Source organism: Nocardioides sp. (assembly GCF_014360585.1).
Lineage (GTDB): Bacteria > Actinomycetota > Actinomycetes > Propionibacteriales > Nocardioidaceae > Nocardioides.
Map to the genome: position 1 here is coordinate 13,418 of NZ_JACIXG010000025.1, position 16,978 is coordinate 30,395.

General features: G+C 69.3%; 14 protein-coding genes. 5 read left to right on the forward strand and 9 right to left on the reverse strand.

The window, feature by feature from the left end; translation table 11 throughout:
• The first annotated feature begins 87 nt into the window (after positions 1-87).
• Positions 88-2,058 carry a TIGR03960 family B12-binding radical SAM protein gene (locus H5T77_RS10455; RefSeq protein ID WP_292648605.1) on the forward strand — a complete coding sequence of 657 codons (1,971 nt, stop codon included), beginning with the start codon at positions 88-90 and terminating at the stop codon, positions 2,056-2,058.
• A gap of 3 nt (positions 2,059-2,061) precedes the next feature.
• Here H5T77_RS10455 and H5T77_RS10460 read toward each other — a convergent pair whose 3' ends face one another.
• Positions 2,062-2,445 (reverse strand): RidA family protein, encoded by a 384-nt coding sequence (locus H5T77_RS10460; protein ID WP_292648608.1) that lies wholly within the window; start codon positions 2,443-2,445, stop codon positions 2,062-2,064.
• Positions 2,446-2,510: 65 nt separating this feature from the next.
• On the opposite strand from H5T77_RS10460, the gene H5T77_RS10465 reads away from it, so the two are divergent.
• Entirely contained in the window at positions 2,511-3,005 is a 495-nt protein-coding gene (locus tag H5T77_RS10465; RefSeq protein ID WP_292648610.1) for a GNAT family N-acetyltransferase, read from the forward strand.
• Here the strand turns inward: H5T77_RS10465 and H5T77_RS10470 are convergent.
• The 3 genes from H5T77_RS10470 to H5T77_RS10480 all read right to left on the reverse strand — a co-directional run bounded on the left by H5T77_RS10470 (position 2,918) and on the right by H5T77_RS10480 (position 5,184).
• A complete protein-coding gene (locus H5T77_RS10470; protein WP_292648612.1) occupies positions 2,918-3,388 on the reverse strand; it encodes a GNAT family N-acetyltransferase in 471 nt (156 codons plus the stop codon). The two genes, H5T77_RS10465 and H5T77_RS10470, sit on opposite strands and share 88 nt — an antisense overlap.
• 39 nt (positions 3,389-3,427) lie before the next feature.
• A complete protein-coding gene (locus tag H5T77_RS10475; RefSeq protein WP_292648614.1) occupies positions 3,428-4,045 on the reverse strand; it encodes a DUF4190 domain-containing protein in 618 nt (205 codons plus the stop codon).
• Positions 4,046-4,194: 149 nt separating this feature from the next.
• A complete protein-coding gene (locus H5T77_RS10480; protein ID WP_292648617.1) occupies positions 4,195-5,184 on the reverse strand; it encodes an endonuclease/exonuclease/phosphatase family protein in 990 nt (329 codons plus the stop codon).
• 99 nt (positions 5,185-5,283) lie between these two features.
• Between H5T77_RS10480 and H5T77_RS10485 the strand changes: the two genes are divergently transcribed.
• The 3 genes from H5T77_RS10485 to H5T77_RS10495 all read left to right on the forward strand — a co-directional run bounded on the left by H5T77_RS10485 (position 5,284) and on the right by H5T77_RS10495 (position 11,254).
• Positions 5,284-6,012 carry a TIGR03936 family radical SAM-associated protein gene (locus H5T77_RS10485; RefSeq protein ID WP_292648620.1) on the forward strand — a complete coding sequence of 243 codons (729 nt, stop codon included), beginning with the start codon at positions 5,284-5,286 and terminating at the stop codon, positions 6,010-6,012.
• Between the two features lie 24 nt (positions 6,013-6,036).
• Positions 6,037-7,248 (forward strand): winged helix DNA-binding domain-containing protein, encoded by a 1,212-nt coding sequence (locus H5T77_RS10490; protein ID WP_292648622.1) that lies wholly within the window; start codon positions 6,037-6,039, stop codon positions 7,246-7,248.
• Positions 7,249-7,660: 412 nt separating this feature from the next.
• Positions 7,661-11,254 carry an Rne/Rng family ribonuclease gene (locus H5T77_RS10495; RefSeq protein ID WP_292648625.1) on the forward strand — a complete coding sequence of 1,198 codons (3,594 nt, stop codon included), beginning with the start codon at positions 7,661-7,663 and terminating at the stop codon, positions 11,252-11,254.
• A gap of 159 nt (positions 11,255-11,413) precedes the next feature.
• Here H5T77_RS10495 and H5T77_RS10500 read toward each other — a convergent pair whose 3' ends face one another.
• From H5T77_RS10500 to H5T77_RS10520, 5 genes are all read right to left on the reverse strand, one after another.
• A complete protein-coding gene (locus H5T77_RS10500; RefSeq protein WP_292648628.1) occupies positions 11,414-12,142 on the reverse strand; it encodes a hypothetical protein in 729 nt (242 codons plus the stop codon).
• 123 nt (positions 12,143-12,265) lie between these two features.
• Positions 12,266-13,741, reverse strand: a complete 1,476-nt coding sequence (locus tag H5T77_RS10505; protein ID WP_292648630.1) for a mannitol dehydrogenase family protein — start codon at positions 13,739-13,741, stop codon at positions 12,266-12,268.
• Positions 13,738-14,574: a carbohydrate ABC transporter permease gene (locus tag H5T77_RS10510; RefSeq protein WP_292648633.1), complete on the reverse strand. Its 837-nt coding sequence runs from the start codon at positions 14,572-14,574 to the stop codon at positions 13,738-13,740. The genes H5T77_RS10505 and H5T77_RS10510 overlap by 4 nt, the downstream gene beginning before the upstream one ends.
• Entirely contained in the window at positions 14,574-15,533 is a 960-nt protein-coding gene (locus tag H5T77_RS10515) for a carbohydrate ABC transporter permease (RefSeq protein WP_292648634.1), read from the reverse strand. Before H5T77_RS10515 ends, H5T77_RS10510 begins: the two co-directional genes overlap by 1 nt.
• On the reverse strand, positions 15,533-16,909 hold the full coding sequence (locus H5T77_RS10520) for an ABC transporter substrate-binding protein (protein WP_292648637.1): 1,377 nt from the start codon (positions 16,907-16,909) through the stop codon (positions 15,533-15,535). Before H5T77_RS10520 ends, H5T77_RS10515 begins: the two co-directional genes overlap by 1 nt.
• Positions 16,910-16,978 lie beyond the last annotated feature (69 nt).

Consider the following 16,978-nt stretch of genomic DNA (forward strand, 5'->3'; position numbering starts at 1 on the left):
GCCGCCCGGCGACGCGAGGTTTGGTGGGGGAGTCAGGGGGCGGCGTACGCTTGGCGTTGATCGTTCCCGAGCTTTGAGGTGCCCATCGTGACCGTCGCCCAGAGCGACCTCGTTCCTGAATCCGTGTTCCCCCGGCTGGAGCCGCGCCTGGCGCTGGTGTCCAAGCCGATCCAGTACGTCGGCGGCGAGCTCAACTCGACCGTCAAGGAGTGGAACGACGTCGAGGTGCGCTGGGCGCTGATGTATCCGGACGCCTACGAGGTCGGGCTGCCGAACCAGGGCGTCCAGATCCTCTACGAGGTGCTCAACGAGCGTGACTGGATCGCCGCGGAGCGCACCTACGCGGTGTGGCCGGACCTCGAGAAGATCATGCGCGAGGGTGACGAGCAGGGCCCGATCCCGCAGTTCACCGTCGACGCCCACCGTCCGGTGAAGGCGTTCGACCTGTTCGGGCTCTCGTTCTCGACCGAGCTCGGCTACACCAACATGCTCAACGCGCTCAGCCTCGCCGGCATCCCGCTGCACGCGGTCGACCGCGGCGACGACGACCCGGTGGTGCTCGCCGGCGGCCACGCCGCGTTCAACCCCGAGCCGATCGCCGACTTCCTCGACGCTGCCGTGCTCGGCGACGGCGAGGAGGTCGTGCTCAAGATCTCCGAGGTCGTGCGCGAGTGGAAGCAGGAGGGGCGCCCCGGCGGGCGCGACGAGCTGCTGCGGCGGCTGGCCGTCTCCGGTGCCGTCTACGTCCCGAAGTTTTACGACGTCAACTACGCCGCCGACGGCCAGATCGAGGCCGTGGTGCCCAACCGTCCCGACATCCCGTGGCGGGTGCGCAAGCACACCCTGATGGACCTCGACGCCTGGCCCTACCCGCGCAACCCGCTGGTGCCGTTGGCCGAGACCGTCCACGAGCGGTTCTCGGTGGAGATCTTCCGCGGCTGCACCCGCGGCTGCCGCTTCTGCCAGGCGGGGATGATCACCCGTCCGGTGCGTGAGCGCTCGATCAAGACCATCGGCGACATGGTCGAGAACGGGATCCGGAAGTCCGGCTTCGAGGAGGTCGGGCTGCTCTCGCTGAGCTCCGCCGACCACACCGAGATCGGTGACGTCGCGACCGGCCTGGCCGACCGCTACGAGGGTTCCAACGTCTCGCTGTCGCTCCCGTCGACGCGCGTCGACGCCTTCAACATCACCCTGGCCAACGAGTTCTCTCGCAACGGCCGTCGCTCCGGCCTGACGTTCGCGCCCGAGGGTGGCTCGGAGCGGATGCGCAAGGTCATCAACAAGATGGTGACCGAGGAAGACCTGATCCGCACCGTCGGTGCCGCCTACTCCCACGGCTGGCGCCAGGTGAAGCTCTACTTCATGTGCGGCCTGCCGACCGAGACCGACGAGGACGTGCTCCAGATCGCCGAGCTCGCCAAGAAGGTCATCGCCAAGGGCCGCGAGGTCTCGGGCCGCAACGACATCCGCTGCACCGTCTCGATCGGTGGCTTCGTACCCAAGCCGCACACGCCCTTCCAGTGGGCCTCCCAGCTCGACCACGAGACCACCGACGTACGCCTTCAGAAGCTGCGCGACTCGGTCCGCTCCGACAAGAAGTTCGGCCGTGCGATCGGGTTCCGCTACCACGATGGCAAGCCCGGCATCGTCGAGGGCCTGCTGTCGCGAGGCGACCGCCGGGTCGGCCGGATCATCGAGCAGGTCTGGCGCGACGGTGGCCGCTTCGACGGCTGGAGCGAGCACTTCTCCTACGACCGCTGGATGTCCGCCGTCGAGAAGGGCCTGGAAGGCACCGGCGTCGACCTCGACTGGTACACCACCCGCGAGCGTGAGTACGACGAGATCCTCCCCTGGGACCACCTCGACTCCGGTCTCGACAAGGACTGGCTCTGGGCAGACTGGGAGGACGCCCTCGCGGTCGCCAACGGCGAGGACATCGAGGTCGAGGACTGCCGCTGGACGCCGTGCTACGACTGTGGCGTCTGCCCGGAGATGGGGACCGACATCCAGATCGGCCCCACGGGTCAGAAGCTGCTCCCGCTGTCCGTGGTGTAGGGCTCAGCTGATCGCGGCGGTCGCCTCGATCTCGATGAGCACGTCGGGGCGGAAGAGGCCGGAGACCTGGAGCAGCGAGCTGGCGGGCGGGTGCTCGACGTCGACGAACTCGTCGCGTACCCGCCGGATCATCGGCAGCTCCGTGGTGGAGACGACGAAGTAGGTCAGCTTCACCGCCTCTGCCCAGGTGGCGCCGGCCGCGGCCAGTGCGACGCCGAGGTTGGCGAAGGTCTGCCGGATCTGGGCCTCCCAGCCATAGGCGACGGTGCCGTCGGCGGCCATGCCCACCTGCCCGGAGATCACCACCAGCCTGGCGCCGGGGTCGGTGATCACCAGGTGGCTGTAGCCGGCGGGGGCGGGAAGGTCCTCGGGGGACACGAAATCCATTGGGCGAAGGTAGACCCGGCTTCGCAGACGCGCCAATGTTTACTTCTGCGGCTAGGTTCTGGTCTGTGATCGACACCTTCGACGTACGTCTGGCCGGGCCGGCGGACGCCCCTCTTATGGCAGGACTGCGCCGGACCTGGGTCGAGGAGGCGGCGACGAGCTCGGTCGACGACCCCGGGTTCGAGGAGCGCTTCGACGAGTGGATGGTCAAGGAGCGTGAGCAGCGGCTGACCTGGCTCGGCTGCGTCGGTGGTGAGCCGGCCGGAATGGTCAACATGCTGATCTTCACCCGGATGCCGCGACCTGGCCAGGTGCAGCCGTCGCGCTGGGGCTACCTGGCCAACTTCTACGTCCTGCCCGAGCACCGCAACAGCGGCCTCGGCACCGAGATGCTCGACGCGCTCACCGACCACGCGGACGCGGAAGGATTCGTACGCGTCGTGCTGAGCCCCAGCGAGAAGTCGATCCCGTTCTACGAGCGGGGCGGGTTCCGGGCGGCGTACGACCTGATGGTCCGGCCTCGGCCGACCGGGCGGACCCAGCGGCGCCAGTCCTCCTGAGGCTCGTAGCCCAGGCTCTTCCACAGCGACTGTCCCAGATCGTTGTCCTCCAGGACCATCGCGTCGATCCGGCTCGCGCCGAGGGCGACGAGACGGTCCTCGGCGTGGGCCAGGAGCCGGCGGGCGAGCCCCTGGCGGCGTACGTCGGGGTGGACCGCCAGCCGATAGAGGTGAGCGCGCCAGCCGTCCCATCCGGAGATCAGCGAGCCGACGACCCGTCCCTCGGCAGTCACCGCGACCGTGCAGGCGTCGGGGGCGCGCGCGATCAACGCCTCCACCTTCGCCGGGGAGTCGGCCGGTCGCGAGTCGTTCTCCGCCGCCACCTCCCACAACCCGATCAGCGCAGGCACATCAGCCACGGCGGCAGGGCGAAGCTCGATCACGGCCGGAAGTCTCTCACGCAGTCGTATCGGCTTCGCAGCCTAGCCGCGAAGCGACCCGGCCCTCAGCGCACCAGTTCCCACGGTGCACAGCACCCTTCGGTCGCCCTCGCTCCAGCTCTGCTCGACGGGCAGGAAGTAGATCACTTCCAGAGTGCTCGAGTGGTAGGACTCACCTGTGAAACCTTGAAACGCCTCGGCGCACCCGCCCTCGGCGAGCCTGCCGACCTGCATGTCACCTGGCCACTGCCCGTCCTCGAGCTTGAAGCCGTGGTAGGCCTCCCACTGGTGCGATTCGGAGCAAGGCACCACCTTGACGGTGCCGACCATGACCACCTCGGACTCGGGCACCTCGGTGTCATTGTTGAAACAGTCGCCGACCCGGAGTGCCGTGGTCAACACCGTCCCGCTCGTTGTTGCAGCGCCATCTTGGTCTCGGTCGAGGTTGGTGCCGTTCTCCAGCGTCGCCAACCACGTGAACAGGCCGAACATGATCATCAGCCCGCACAACCCGATCGCGATGCCCGTGACTGCTTTGCCGGTGCCGTAGTTGCGCGTCGGGGTCGACTTGACCAGGACTGCGATCGCGAGCCCGATGCCGACGATGGCGGCCAGAGGGATGAAGAAGATGCAGCACAGCACCAGCGCGACGGTGGCCATCGCCTGCGACGGCGGCTGCTCGCCCCGTGGCGGCGGAGGATATCCGCCTGGCGGTGCTTGGTGATACGGATTCGGTTCATACGCCGGACCCGGCGCGTTGTAGGACATGGGCGGGATGTTCCCATGCCCGGTGAGTGCGCGCCTAGAAATCAGCAGTCCGCGGCGCCGCGCATGGAGAAGTCGATGGTGACGGCATGGTGGTCGGACAGGCGGGTGGGGGAGACGCGGCCGTCGCCGGCGGCCAGCCAGGAGTTGGGGAGCAGGTAGTCGACGCGGCCGCCACCGTCGTGGCTGGCCCCGAGGGCGGCGCCGGCGTCGGTCAGCGTGGCCAGGGCGGTGCCGAGGACGCCCGAGCCGGAGCCGGCGTTGAGGTCGCCGCCGAGGAGCTTGGCGCCGTCGTAGGCGTTCACCTTGGCCATCACGGCGCCGATCTGCGCCTGCCGGAGCGAGTCGGAGGTGTGGTCGAGGTGGGTGTTGAAGACGACCAGTCGCTGGCCCTCGACGATGATGTTCGCCCGCAGCAAGCCACGCTGCTCCTTGCCGCCGCGGTTGGGCAGGTGGGTGTTGTCGTAGCCCTCGATCGGGAAGCGCGACAGGATCGCGGTGCCGTAGCCACCGCGGCTGGTGATGTAGGCGTTGGCGCCGAAGACGGACTGCATGCCCAGCTGAGAGGCGATGATCGCGGGCTGGTCGACGTTGCCCGAGCGACGGCGGTTCTGGTCGATCTCCTGGAGGAGTACGACGTCGGCGCCGGCCGAGCGGATCACGTCGGCGATGCCGCCGAGCTCGCCGGGAGAGACCTTGCCGCCCTTGATGTTGAAGGTCATCACGCTCAGGCTGCGCGGGACCGCGCACGGGTCGATCTTCGGCTTCTTCGGGATCTTGTCGATCGCGGGCGGCGCCTTGAACGTCTTGAACTCCGGCAGCGGCTCCGGCTCAGCGGACGGGCTGGTCTCGAGCGGCTCGGCGCTCGGTGAGGGAGAGTCGATAGAGGCGTCGGCGGAGGCCTGTCTCGAGTCGCCCAGCCGGGGTGCGAGGACGGTCAGGGCGGCGATGGCGCCGACGGTGAGGACAACCGCAAGGATCGGCAACAGCTCTTTGAGGCGTACCGAGAACTGCCTGCTCCTGTGGTGGCTCACCGCGGAAGTCTCCCATTTTTCGTACGCGAACCGTTACCGCCAGTTTGCGTCGCATTCGCCGGATGGGCCATCGCGCCCCAGGGCAGACATAATCGACTCGTGCGTCAACAGCCCGAACAGCAGGCCCCACCGGTCCAGCGTCTCCGCATCCGCTACGCCAAGCGCGGCCGGCTCCGGTTCACCAGTCACCGCGACTTCAGCCGTGCCTTCGAGCGCGCGGTCGCACGGGCCCGGATCCCGGTGGCCTACTCCTCGGGGTTCAACCCGCACCCGCGGATCTCCTACGCCGGCGCGGCGCCGACGGGAGCGGCCAGCGAGGCCGAGTACGTCGAGCTGGGGCTGCGTGAGGTCGTCGACCCGGCCACGACGAAGGCTGCCCTGGACGAGGTCATGCCCGACGGTCTCGACCTGATCGACGTCGTCGACACGGCCACCTCGCCCAAGGGTGCGCTGGCCGACCTGCTCACCGGCAGCGAGTGGATCATCGACCTCCCGACCACGCCGGAGGACGCCGCCGCGGCGGTCGAGGCGTTCGTCGGCGCCGAGGAGGTCATCGTGTCCCGGATGACCAAGAAGGGTCTGCGCGAGTTCGACGCCCGGGCCGCGGTCGTACGCCTCGCCGCAACGCCACGAGAGGGCGGCTCGCGGTTGGAGCTCCTGCTCAAGCACGGCACCCCGGCCGTACGCCCCGACGACGTCGTCACCGGCCTGGAGCGCATCGGTGGGCTGAAGGTGGGCCCCGAGCACGGCGGACTCCCGCTGCTGACCCGGCTCACCCAGGGCGTCTTCGACGAGGAAACGGGCGCGATCGGCGACCCGCTCCACTAACGTGCCCGCGATGAGGCTCTGCCGATGAGAACGGTCACCGACCGCGAACGCCGGGCGAGGCTGGCTCGCCAGCATGGGCTCGCCCCCGCCCACAGGTACGCGGACGTGGCCGCGGCGACGCAGGCGATGACCGCCTGGCACGCGACCGAGGCGGCCACGGTCCACCTCGCGCTGCACGCGCGGGTGCACGACCTCCGGGTCGAGGACGTCGAGCGTGCGCTCTACGAGGAGCGCTCACTGGTCAAGCAGCTGGCGATGCGGCGTACGCTCTTCGCCTTTTCCCGAGATCTGCTTCCGGCGGCCTTGGGCAGCGCCTCGGTTCGGGTGGCGGCCCAGGAGGAGAAGAACCTCCACAAGTGGCTGACCGCGGGTGGCATCGACGAGGACCAGGACGGCTGGATCGAGAAGGCGTTCGCCGCGACGCTGGCGGCGCTCGCCGACGGGGAGCCGCGCACGACGGCACAGCTGCGTGAGCTGGTGCCGGCGCTCGACGTCCGGTTCCGGATGGGCGCGCCGGACAAGAAGTGGGGCGGGGAGTTCGCGATCGGCCGCTGGGTGATCGGCACCCTCGCCGCGCAGGGGAGACTGGTGCGAGCGAACAATCTCGGCCACTGGCGGCTGAGCAAACCGACCTGGACCCTGGCCGAGACGTGGCTGGGCGAGGCGCCCGCTCCGCTTACCGCCACCGACGGGTACGCAGCCCTCGTCCGCGGCTGGCTGGGCACCTTCGGCCCCGGCACCGAGACCGACCTGGTCTGGTGGCTCGGCTCAACGAAGACGGCGGCACGGGCCGCGCTCGCCGAGGTGGGGGCCGTGCAGGTCGGGCTCGAGGGCGGCGGCGTCGGCTGGGTGCTCCCCGACGACCCGATCGCCACCACGATCGAGCCCGAGATCGAGCCGTGGGCAGCTTTGACGCCCACCCTCGACCCCACGGTCATGGGTTGGAAGGAGCGCGGCTTCTATCTGGAGGCCGACGACGTGGCGTACCTCTTCGACTCCAACGGCAACGCCGGCAACACCGCCTGGTGGGACGGCCGGATCGTGGGAGCGTGGGCGCAGGACGAGGGTGGCCGGGTGCACCCGATCGTGCGCCATGACATCGGCGAGGCCGGACGGAAGGCGCTGGAGGCCGAAGCGGCGCGCCTCACCGAGTGGCTCGATGGGGTCGTGATCGTGAACGTCTACAAGTCGCGCCAGATGAAGGCTGGCAATCTCGAGCCTGGCACGCTCCCCTGAGCCTTGTTCGATGTCCGGATATCGGTCTGTCGACAGGGAGTATGCGATACTCCGAGACGACTGCTCAAACATTCGGGCCCGACCCGAGGAATGAACAGTCCGACGACGCCTCGCCGGCGTGGGTCCTTCGGGGCCGCACTCCGGCACGCAGGAGGTAGGTCGTCGCCAGACCGCGACGCAGGCCTAGCAGGTCAGTGAGAGCGACTCGCCCGGGAAGGTCCCGGACGGCCGAGCGACCGCGGCAGGTGACGAACCGCCGCCTGTGACGCACCGCAGCGGAGGATGCCGCCGCCCTGACAAGCTTTGCGCCGCGACGCGGCTGCTACGTGGAAAAAGTTCGATACTGCGCAGCGCCCGTTTCCCGGCACCTGACTATCCGGCACCTGTGAAGGTCCCGGATGAGGAGAACGGCATGGCCGACGAGACCACTGTCGAGAACACCGAGAACGGCGCTGAAACGGCGCAGACTCCGGTGACCGACAACCCCACCACCCCCACGACCGACGCGGAAGCGACCGGCGAGACTGCTCCGGCGAAGAAGACCGCGGCGAAGAAGACCACGCGCAAGCGCACCACCAAGAAGGCCGCCGCTCCGGCGGAGGCCGCCGAGGCTCCCGCCGCTGAGACCGCCGAGAACGCTGAGGCCGCTGACGCCCCCGCGAAGAAGGCTGCGGCGAAGAAGACGACCCGCAAGCGTACGACCAAGAAGGCCGCCGCTCCGGCGCCGGCCGAGGTCGAGACCGCCGCCGAGGCCGCCGCCCCGGAGGGCGGGACTCCCGCCGAGACCGTCGAGACTCCCGCCGAGACCGTCGAGGCTCCGGCCAAGAAGACGGCGGCGAAGAAGACCACTGCCAAGAAGGCAGCCGCGAAGAAGTCCACCGCCAAGAAGACCGCTCCGGTCGTCGAGCCCGTCGAGGCCCCTGCGGCCGACGCCGCCGACGAGACCGACGAGGAGACCGAGGCCGAGCAGGCCGGTCCGGTGGCTCCCGCGGTGCTGTTCCAGCCGCCGACCAAGACGACCACCCGGCGACGAACCCGTAAGGCGGCCGACCCCAAGCCCGTCGAGGAGCCTGTCCAGGCTGCCGAGACGCCCGCCGTGGACGAGCCGCAGGCCGCTGAGCCCGTCGCTGAGCCGACCGTCGAGCCCGCCGCGGAGGCCGCCAAGGAGGAGGCTCCGGCCCGCTCCCGCAGGCGCAACGGCCGCAGCGCCGCGCCGGCCGAGGAGAAGGCCGCCGACGAGGAGCAGACCGAGGCTGCCGCCGAGACGGCGACCGCGACTGACACCGAGTCCGAGACCGAGTCCGACGAGAGCTCCGCCGACGATGGTGAGGGTGGCGGCAACGGCCGTCGCCGTCGTCGCCGTGGCGGCCGTCGCCGTCGCAAGGGCGCCAACGGTGACGACGGCCCCGACGCCGACTCCGACAGCAAGTCCGAGGACTCCGAGGCCGAGAACGACGAGGCCGGCAAGGACTCCGACGCCGATCAGCAGGGCGAGGGCGGCACCTCCCGTCGTCGTCGCCGTCGCCGTCGGGCCGGCGAAGCCTCGGGCGACGGCGGGGACGACCCGGAGAACACCGTCACCAAGGTCCGTCAGAGCCGCACCGGCGACGACCAGATCACCGCGCTGGCGGGTTCGACCCGTCTGGAGGCCAAGAAGCAGCGCCGCCGTGAGGGCCGCGAAGCCGGTCGCCGTCGTGCCCCGATCGTGAGCGAGGCCGAGTTCCTGGCCCGCCGCGAGTCGGTCGAGCGGGTCATGGTGATCCGCGAGCGCGAGGACCTCACCCAGATCGCCGTCCTCGAGGACAAGGTCCTCGTGGAGCACTACGTCGCCCGCGAGTCGCAGACCAGCCTGATCGGCAACGTCTACCTGGGCCGTGTCCAGAACGTGCTGCCGAGCATGGAGGCCGCGTTCATCGACATCGGCAAGGGCCGCAACGCGGTGCTCTACGCCGGTGAGGTCAACTGGCCCTCGCTCGGCTGGAAGGAGGGCCAGCCCCGCAAGATCGAGTCGGTGCTGACCTCCGGTCAGAAGGTGCTCGTCCAGGTGACGAAGGACCCGATCGGCCACAAGGGCGCCCGCCTGACCTCGCAGATCTCGCTGGCCGGCCGATTCCTGGTCTACGTGCCCGACGGCACCACCTCCGGCATCTCCCGCAAGCTGCCCGACACCGAGCGCAACCGCCTCAAGACCCTCCTGAAGGAGATCGTCCCCGACACGGCCGGCGTGATCGTACGCACCGCCGCGGAGGGTGCAGCCGAGGATGAGCTGACGCGCGACGTCGAGCGTCTCAAGGCCCGCTGGGAAGACATCGAGAAGAAGGCCGGCGGCAACGGCCCGCAGCTTCTCTACGGCGAGCCCGACCTCACCCTGAAGGTCGTCCGCGACCTGTTCACCGAGGACTTCGCCAAGCTCGTCATCGCCGGCGACTCGTCGTGGGAGACCGTCAAGGACTACGTCCAGTCGGTGGCTCCCGACCTTGAGGAGCGGGTGGAGAAGTACGACGGCGACGTCGATGCCTTCGCTGCGTACCGGATCGACGAGCAGATCGCGAAGGGCCTGGACCGCAAGGTCTGGCTGCCCTCGGGTGGATCGCTGATCATCGACCGCACCGAGGCGATGACCGTCGTCGACGTCAACACCGGCAAGTTCACCGGCTCCGGCGGCAACCTGGAGGAGACGGTCACCAAGAACAACCTCGAGGCTGCCGAGGAGATGGTCCGCCAGCTCCGGCTGCGTGACATCGGCGGCATCATCGTCGTCGACTTCATCGACATGGTCCTCGAGTCCAACCGTGACCTGGTGCTCCGTCGCCTGGTCGAGTGCCTGGGCCGCGACCGGACCCGTCACCAGGTTGCCGAGGTCACCTCGCTGGGCCTGGTGCAGATGACCCGTAAGCGGATCGGCACCGGCCTGCTCGAGGCCTTCTCCGAGAACTGTGACGCCTGCGCCGGCCGTGGTCTCGTGATCCACGAGCACCCGGTCGAGGCCGGCAAGTCCTCCGGCGTCGCGCCCGACGAGCCGCGCTCGCGTCGCCGCGGTGGTCGCGGCACCAAGGGCAAGGGCAAGGACGAGACCGGCAACGAGTCCCGTACGGATGCTGCGGAGGAGTCCGCCAAGGCGCCCTCGCCCGCCGAGTTCGCCGCCATGGCCAAGCAGAACGAGGCCGCTGCTGCGGTGACCGAGCCTGCCGAGGCCGCGCCCGAGGTGGAGACCGTCGAGCCCGCCGCGGTGTTCGAGCCTGTCGAGACCCCCAAGGTCACGACTCGTACGCGTTCTCGCCGGTCCAGGGCGTCGAAGTCGGACGAGCCTGTGGTGGCCGAGACCGTCGAGGCGGTCGAGACCACCTCCGAGGTGGCCGAGACGACGCCCGCAGAGCCCGAGGCGCCGAAGGTCACGACCCGTACGCGTTCCCGCCGCTCCAAGGGGTCGGCCCCGGCCGAGTCCAAGCCGGAGTCCAAGCCGGAGTCAACGCCGGAGTCCAAGCCTGAGGCACGGACCGAGACGCCGGTCGAGCCCGCCGCTGAGCCGGAGGCCCCCAAGGTCACCACGCGGACCCGCACCCGCCGTACCGCGACGACCGGTCGTCCGGTCCTGGCTGCCGTCGTCGGCAGCTCGTCCGTCAAGGAGTCGAAGCCGAAGCCGGAGCCCGTGGCGCCGGAGCCGACGCCCGCCGAGCCGGTCGTCGCAGAGCCGGTCGCCGAGGCGCCTGCTCCCGTGGCCCCGCCCGAGCCCGAGGTGACCCAGCCTGAGGCGACCCAGCCCGAGGCGGCCGACGTGGCACCGGTGAAGGCCGAGCCGGTCGACTCCAAGCCGAAGGTGGTCACCCGGCAGCGCCGCGGTGCCCGCCGCGAGGTCGTGACCACCGGTGAGGGCGCTGTGATGACCGCGACCAAGTCGGAGGCACCGGTCGTCAGCAACGGCACCGCCTCGATCCCGGCTCCCAAGGTCGTCACCCGCACCCGCGGCGGCGCCAGCCGCGACACGGCGCAGTCGAACGACAGCTGAGGTAGGCCACGAAGCCCCGGCTCCCGCACCAGCGGCAGCCGGGGCTTCGCCTTCCCCGCCGAGAAGGTAGAAGTGGCGTGCCGAGAAGTGACTTCTGGTGGACGAAAGTAGAGTTTCGTCGCCCAGAACTACCGACTCGGCGAGGGCGGGGTCGAGCGACTATCCACGCGAGGCGGGTCTGACGCCTGAGGCGTTCGACGACTCGCTCGACCTGGCGACGTACTTCTCCGCACCTGCCTCGCTGAATCCCAGGTCGCCTTGGGGCTCGACGGAGAGACCTGCGATCGGAAGCACGATCGCCCTGGTCACGGACTCGAACGCGTTCGCCGCCCGGCGGTCAGCGGCGACGACGACATCCAGAGCCCGCTGCCGTCCGGTGCGGGGCAGCGTCTCGGCTGCGGCGACCAGCTCCTCGCGGGTCAGTCCGGTGACCAGTCCATCGCGCAGCGCCGAGTCGGCGACGCACAGCGCCGCATCGAACGGAAGGTCGCGGGCGCAGTCGACCACGGTCTGCGCCCGCGAGGTGATGGCGCCGGTCGAGCCCGCGCCGCGCCGTAGATCCCGACGGCGTACGACCACACCTGGTCGCGCCTTGCGCGAGCTGTTGCGCGGCACGGTCACCTCGATGTGGCTGGGCTCATGCTTCAGCGACCAGCCCCACACACGTGCCGCGCTGAGCCCGGAGACGACCCCGCCGAGCGCGAGTGCGGCCGACTTGTCGTCGGGAAGTCCGGGAAGCGCCACCCGGGCACCGGTGAGAGCGACGAGCTTTCCTGCTGAGAGGGCGGTGTCCAACTCGTCACGCAGCCCCAGGTCGAGCAGCTCTTTGCGGGTGATTGCCCCGCCACGTACGCGGAGGACGTCTGTGAGGTCGGGAGCGGCGCACACAGTTCACCTCGAGGGTCGACGTTTGGGCAGGTCGGCTGCCGGCATGAGGCCAACCTGGTGCATCGATGCACACGGTTCAACCTCGATTCGGCGCCGACCCGCCCAGACTGCGCGAACTGTGTGTCAGGTCTCCCAGGACTCGAGAGTCTTGCGCGCGCCGACCGCGTGCAACGACGCCAGCGCCTCGGCGTACGGCTCGGTGAACTCAGGGGAGTCGATGAGGTCGCCGAAGAGGTCAGGGTCGCGGAGGAAGGCGAGGGGATCCTCGCGCTGGGCGATCGCGCGGCCCATCACCTCGGACCGACGCCGGTCGACGATGTCGATCGGCGCGCCCTGCTCGTCGACACCCTCGGCGTAGCGGGCCCAGGAGGCGATGACGAGCGCCGATCGGCGCACGGACCCTCCCGAGGCGAGCTGGGCCGAGACGACGGGTACGAGCCACTTGGGGATCCGGTCGGAGCTCTCGGCGCACAGCCGCGCCAGGGTGTCGCGGATGTGGGGGTTGGCGAAGCGGGAGATCAGCTCCCGCTGGTACGCGGCCAGGTCCACGCCGGGCACCTCCGGCAGCGTCGGGGTGGCCTCCTGCGACATGTAGCCGAGCAGGAAGTCGACGAAGAGCGGGTCGGCGCAGACGTCGTGGGCATAGCGGTAGCCGGAGAGGTAGCCGAGGTAGCACAGCGCCTGATGGCTGGCGTTCAGCAGCCGCAGCTTCATCAGCTCGTAGGGCTCGACGTCGGGCACCATCTCGACCCCGACCTGCTCGAACGGCGGCCGGCCCTGCGGGAAGTGGTCCTCGAGCACCCACTGGGAGAAGGGCTCGCTGACCACCGGCCAGGCGTCCTGGATCCCGAACCGCCAGCCGACCTCCTCGATGTCGGCATCGGTGGTCGCCGGGGTGATCCGGTCCACCATCGAGCTCGGGAAGGCCACCTCGGCTGCGATCCAGTCACCCAGGTCCGGGTCGCGCAAGGATGCAAACGAAGAGAGCATCGCCCGGGCGACCTCCCCGTTGCCGGCGATGTTGTCGCACGACATCACGGTGAACGGAGCGATCCCGGCGGCGCGACGGCGCGCCAGCGCCTCCACCACGTAACCGAACGCGGTCGTCGGCGCCGCCCCCGGCTGCAGGTCGGCCTGGATCCCGGGGTCGGAGGCGTCGAAGCCGCCGGTCGCCTGGTTGACGTGGTAGCCGCCCTCGGTGATGGTCAGCGACACGATCCGGATCCGCGGGTCGGTGAGCAACGCCAGCACGGCCTCGGGGGAGTCGGGCGCGAAGAGGTAGTCGATGATCGAGCCGATCACCCGCCTGTGCACGTCCCCGTCCGGAGCCCGCTCGAGGAGCGTGTAGAGGTGGTCCTGGGCGGCGAGCGCGTCCCGCATGCGTACGTCCTGGGGCATCAGCCCCACGCCGACGATGCCCCAGGCGCTGACGCCCGAGGCCAGCAGGTCGTCGACGTAGCGCGCCTGATGGGCGCGGTGGAAGCCGCCGACCCCGAGATGCACGATCCCGGGCGTGACGGCGGTCCGGTCGTACGCAGGGACGGCAACGGCCGCGGAGAGCTCGCCGAGCCTGGCCGTCGTGAGTCGTGCCTCGGTCATTTGACCGCCCCCAGGGAGAGGCCCTGGACGAGCTTGTCCTGGGCGGCGAAGCCGGCGATGAGCACGGGCAGCGAGATCAGCGTCGCCCCCGCGGCCAGCTCGGCGAGGTAGGCGTGCTCGGTCTGGATCAGGGTGTTCACGTAGACCGGACCGGTCTGCGCGGCGACGCTGGTGAGCACCTTGGCGTAGAGCTGCTCGTTCCAGGCGAAGATGAAGCAGATCAGCGAGGTCGCCGCGACGCCAGGCATGGCGATCGGGGCCACGATGCGGGTCAGGATGCGGAAGGTGCTGGCGCCGTCGATCGAGGCCGCCTCGATGATCGCCGTAGGCACCTCGACCAGGAACGAGCGCATCATCCAGACCGCGATCGGCAGGTTCATCGCGGTGTAGATCAGGATCAGGATGATCACGTTGTCAGGCATGTTGATGACCTTCGTCGTGAACAGGTAGAGCGGCAGGATGCCCGCGACCATCGGCAGCATCTTGGTCGAGAGGAAGAAGAACATCGTGTCCGACCATCTCCGCACCGGCTTGATCGCCAGGGCGTACGCCGCGGGGATGGCCAGGGCGAGCACGAGCAGCGTCGAGATCATGCTGGTGATCACGGAGTTGATCAGCGCCGGCGTGATCGGGTTCGCCGAGCTGAACAGGCCGGCGTAGTTGTCGAGCGTCAGCGGCGCACCCCAGCTGGGCGGATAGGTCTGGGCGTCCTGCGGTGCGTGCAGCGAGGTCAGGACCATGTAGAGGATCGGGATCACGAAGATGATGCCGATCAGCCATGCCGCGAGCGGGATGACGATCTTCGCCACCCGGCGCCGGTTCCATGTACGCATCAGCTCTCCTCCTCGAGCAGGGACGACACGACGCGCAGCGCGAAGGTCGCGACGATCAGCGATCCGATGACCACGACGACGCCCAGGGCCGAGGCGACGCCGTAGTCCTTGGCCGAGTAGAACGTCTCGTAGACGGCGAACGGGACGTTGGTGGAGTTCAGGCCGCCGGTCATGCCCAGGACCGAGTCGAAGTTCTGGACGATGAAGATCGTGCCGAGGACGATCGAGAGCTCCAGATAGCGGCGTACGTGGGGGAGCGTCATGTGCACGAACGTCTGCCACCCGTTGCAGCCGTCGATGCTCGCCGCCTCCAGCACCTCCGGATCCTGCGACTGCAGGCCGGCGAGCAGGATCAGCATCATGAACGGCGTCCACTGCCAGATCAGCTCGATCTCGATGGCGAGCTTTGGATGGTCGGTGAGGAACGCGATGTTCTGAGCGTCTGGGACCCCGAGCTGACCGAGCACCCCGTCGACCAGGCCGAACCCGGTCATCAGGATGCCGTTGCCCCAGAAGACCGCGGCCGCGATCGGCACGATCAGGAACGGCGCGATCATCATCGTGCGCACCAGGCCGCGGCCGATGAACGCGTGGTTGAGCAGCAGCGCGATCCCGAGGGCGAGCAGGGCGCTGACCCCGACGACGACCACGGTCATCTCGATGGTGTTCAGGACGGCCGTGCGGTAGGCCGGCGTCGTGAACACCGTCTTGAAGTTGTCGAAGCCGGCGAAGCTGCGCTCCGGGGCGTCGGGCTGGGCGCTCCAGCTCATGAACGACATCACCAGCGTCGCGACGAACGGCAGCTGCGTCACCACGATCAGGAAGATCAGCGCCGGCAGCAGGGGCGCGCGCAGCTTCCAGGACTCGCGGCCCCACTTCTTGTACGCCGTGGGCGGCCGCGCCGCCGTCGGCTCGGTCGGCTCCGCAGCTGCGGGCGGGGGTGCGGTCACGGCGGCCATCACTGCTTCTCCTTCTGGACGTCGCCGTAGGCCTGGGCGAGCGACTGGCATCGGTCGAGGGCCGCGTCGGTGGTCTTCGAGCCCGAGATGGCGCTCGAGAGCTGCTTGGCGCACTCGGTGCCGAAGTCGGTGAAGCTCGGGACCCCGACGAACTGGATGCCGGTGTAGGGCCGCTTCTGGACCCCCGGGTTGTCGGCCTGGGCGTTCTTGATCGCGTTCATGGTGGGCGTCGCGAAGGAGCCGGCCACCTCGAGGTACTCGGGGTTCTCGTAGGTCGAGGCGCGCTTGCCCGCCGGGACGTTGGTCGGGCCGCCGGTGTCGTTCTCGGTGTCGGTCATCACCAGCTCCTCGTACTCCTTGCTGGAGGCCCAGGCGACGAACTCCTTGGCGTCCTCCTGGTGGCGCGAGGCCTTCTGGATCGCCCAGGCCCAGGTGTAGAGCCAGCCGGCGTTCTCGGTCTGGTCGTGCGGGGCGGCGACGTAGCCGACCTTCCCCTTGACCGGCGACTCGGGCGCCTCCAGCGACCCGGCGCCGGAGGTGGCGTCGTACCACATCGCGACCTTGCCCTGCTGCATGGCGTTGAGGCACTGCGGGAAGCTGAAGGTCGCCGCACCGGCCTCACCGTGCTCGCGGACCAGGTCGACGTAGAAGTTGGCGGCCTTCTTGAAGCCACCCTTGTTCACCTGGGCGTTCCAGTCCTCGTCGAACCAGGTGCCGCCCATGGTGTTGACCACGGTCGTGATCGAGGCGAGGTTGTCGCCCCAGCCGGCCAGGCCGCGCAGGCAGATCCCACGCATGTCCGGCTCGGCCTCGTTGATCGTGGCGGCGAAGCCGGCGACCTGGTCCCAGGTCGGCTCGGCCGGCATCTCGAGGCCGTGCTTCTCGAAGAGGTCCTTGCGGTACATCAGGAACGACGACTCGCCGTAGAACGGCTGTCCGTAGACCTTGCCGTTGGCCGAGAGCGCCTCGGTCATGGGGGTGAGGATGTCGTCCTGGTCGAACTCGGGGTCGTTGGCGATGCTCTCCATGTCCGAGATCCAGCCGGCTTCGGCGTAGTAGGGGATCTCGAAGTTGGACAGCGTCGCCACGTCGTAGATCCCGGACTGGTTGGCGAACTCGGTGCTCGCGGTGTCGCGCATGTCCTGCTCGACCTTGACCACGAAGTTCACCTCGATCCCGGTCTCTTTGGTGAAGTGCTCCTCGGTGAGCTCCTGGAGCTCGAGCATCTGTGGGTTGTTGACCATCAGCACCGTGATGCTGTGCTCGCCCGCGCTCGTGCCGCCGGCACCGAGCCCGCCCGTCCCGCAGGCGGTCAACAAGACCGTGGCCAGTGAGAGCGCTGTGAGCGCTGCGGAGGTCCGTCTCCGTGCCCGCATCTGTCTGCCTCCTCGCAGTGTGACTGTCGTCACCGACCACGATGGCGTAGTTTCCGCCGAACCCCCTAG